Source organism: Streptomyces scopuliridis RB72 (genome assembly GCF_000718095.1).
GTDB classification, from domain to species: domain Bacteria; phylum Actinomycetota; class Actinomycetes; order Streptomycetales; family Streptomycetaceae; genus Streptomyces; species Streptomyces scopuliridis.
This window is the reverse complement of sequence record NZ_JOEI01000073.1, coordinates 1-1,999: the sequence shown is the minus strand read 5'-3', so window position 1 is coordinate 1,999 and position 1,999 is coordinate 1. Positions and strand designations below refer to the sequence as shown.

Below are 1,999 nucleotides of genomic sequence, written 5' to 3'. Positions count from 1 at the left end.
CGCGAACACCGGGAACCGGCCGTACAACTCCCGGCCCATCCCCAGCCGCTGCGAACCCTGACCCGAGAACAGCACCGCCGTCTTCCCACCGACGACCGCACCCGACACCGCCGACGGATCCGCGTCGCCGGACGCCAGAGCCGCGAGGGCTCGTACCGCGTCCGCCGGATCCCCGGCCAGCACGACAGCGCTGTTGTCGAAGACCGACCGGCCCGTGGCCAGCGCGTAGCCGATATCCACCGGTCGCAGCTCCTGACCGGACTCGACATAGGAGAGCAGCCGGCCCGCCTGGCCGCGCAGCGCCTCCGGCGTCTTGCCGGACAGCACCCACGGCACCACACCCGGCTCCACCACGGGAGCCTCCGGCCTGGCGACCACCGTTCCCCGGATCACCGTGGCCGGCTGCTCCAGGATGATGTGGGCGTTCGTACCGCTGATCCCGAACGACGAAACAGCCGCCCGCCGCGCGCGACCGACCTCCGGCCACTCCACCGGCTCCGTCAGCAGTTCCACCGCGCCTTCCGACCAGTCCACATGCGACGACGGAGCGTCCACGTGCAGCGTCTGCCGAGCGTCGTCCCCGTACCGTGCGCCTCCACCACATCGACGTCGTCCATGGACAGTCCGCCGCTGGCCAGCGCCTGACGGATCACGCGCTGCTGCGACGGACCGTTCGGGGCAGTGAGGCCGTTCGACGCACCGTCCTGGTTGACGGCCGAGCCCCGGACCACCGCCAGCACCTGGTGGCCATTGCGTCGCGCGTCGGACAGCCGCTCAAGCACCAGCATGCCGACACCCTCCGACCAGCCCACGCCATCGGCCGACTCGGAGAACGCCTTGCACCGGCCGTCGGGCGACAGACCCCGCTGTCGGGAGAAGTCGACGAACACCGTCGGCGTGGACATCACGGTCACACCGCCGGCCAGCGCCAGCGAGCATTCGCCGCTGCGCAGCGCCTGCATCGCCCAGTGCATCGCGACCAGCGACGACGAGCACGCCGTGTCCACCGTCACCGCCGGACCCTCCAGGCCCAGCGTGTACGAGACGCGGCCCGACGCCAGACTCGTGCTGCCGCCTCCCTGGAAGCCCTCGAACTCCGGGCCGCCCAGCAGAGTGGTGTAGTCGCTGTACATCACACCGGCGAACACACCGGTCGCACTGCCCTTCAGCGACACCGGGTCGATGCCTGCTCGCTCGATCGCCTCCCAGGACGCTTCGAGCAGCAGCCGCTGCTGCGAGTCGGTGGCCAGCGCGTCGCGCGGCGACATACCGAAGAACGCGGGGTCGAACTCGTCCGCGGTGTGCAGGAAGCCGCCTTCCCCGAGGCCACCCCGCCCGGATAGCGGCAGCTCATCCCGACGACCACGATCGGATCGTCGGCCACCGCGGCGGTCCGCGTGGCGGCCGGCACGGCCACCGCGGCTTCGGAGCCCAGCAGTTCATCGAGCAGATGGTCGACCAGCGTCTGGACCGTCGGGTAGTCGAAGGCCATCGTGGCGGGCAGCCTGAGCCCACTGGCCGTGTTGAGCCGGTTACGCAGCTCCACCGCCGTGAGCGAGTCGAAGCCCAGTTCACGGAAGGCGCGGCCCGGGTTGACCGCATTCCCGTCGGCATGGCCCAGGACCAGGGCGACCTGTCCGCGTACGAGGTCCAACAGCACCTCCTGACGCTCAACCGCCGTCAGCCCCGCCAACCGCTCCACCAGCACCGCAACAACGACGGAACTTCACCCTGCGCACGCAGCACCGGCAGATCCAGCCGCACCGGAGCCACCACAGCATCCCCGGTCGCCAGCGCGGCATCAAACAACGCCACACCCAGCTCCACCGACAACGCCGGCACACCCGCACGAGCCATCCGCTCCGCATCCGCCTCAGACAACGTCCCCGTCATCCCACCGGACTGATCCCACGGACCCCAGGCAAGCGACACACCCGGCAGACCCTCAGCCCGACGACGCTCCATCAACGCATCCAGGAACGCGTTACCCGCCGCATAA

Annotated in this window: 1 pseudogene; it reads right to left on the bottom strand. The window is 70.3% G+C overall.

From position 1 onward, the window contains the following. Positions 1 to 1,999, bottom strand: a pseudogene (locus tag IF11_RS42665) (acyl carrier protein); the annotation flags it as partial.